The organism is Bacillus sp. SIMBA_074, assembly GCF_046534555.1.
GTDB lineage: Bacteria > Bacillota > Bacilli > Bacillales > Bacillaceae_G > Bacillus_A > Bacillus_A mycoides.
Genome location: NZ_JAWRYM010000990.1, coordinates 1 through 248, shown reverse-complemented (window position 1 = coordinate 248; position 248 = coordinate 1). Strand labels below are relative to the sequence as shown.

General features: G+C 34.3%; 1 protein-coding gene. It reads left to right on the top strand.

What is annotated here, in order from left to right:
• Positions 1 to 248 (top strand): fumarylacetoacetate hydrolase family protein (locus SB773_RS33735; protein ID WP_410594829.1); only part of this gene is annotated, 248 nt, incomplete at both ends.

Sequence of the window (248 nt, the reverse complement as noted above, 5' to 3'; positions counted from 1 at the left end):
AACAGGAGAAGCAGAGCTTGGAATTGTAATTGGAAAGGAGTGTAAAGATGTTTCTGAAGAAGATGCCCCAAATGTAATTGCTGGTTTTACTACCATTATTGATATGACAGCAGAAGATATTTTACAGAGAAATCCAAGATATTTGACTCGATCGAAAAGTTTCGATACATTTTTTAGTTTTGGTCCTCACCTGGTTACACCTGAAGAAGTTGAAGAAGTAGTAAATTTAAATGTTTCTACCGTTATTA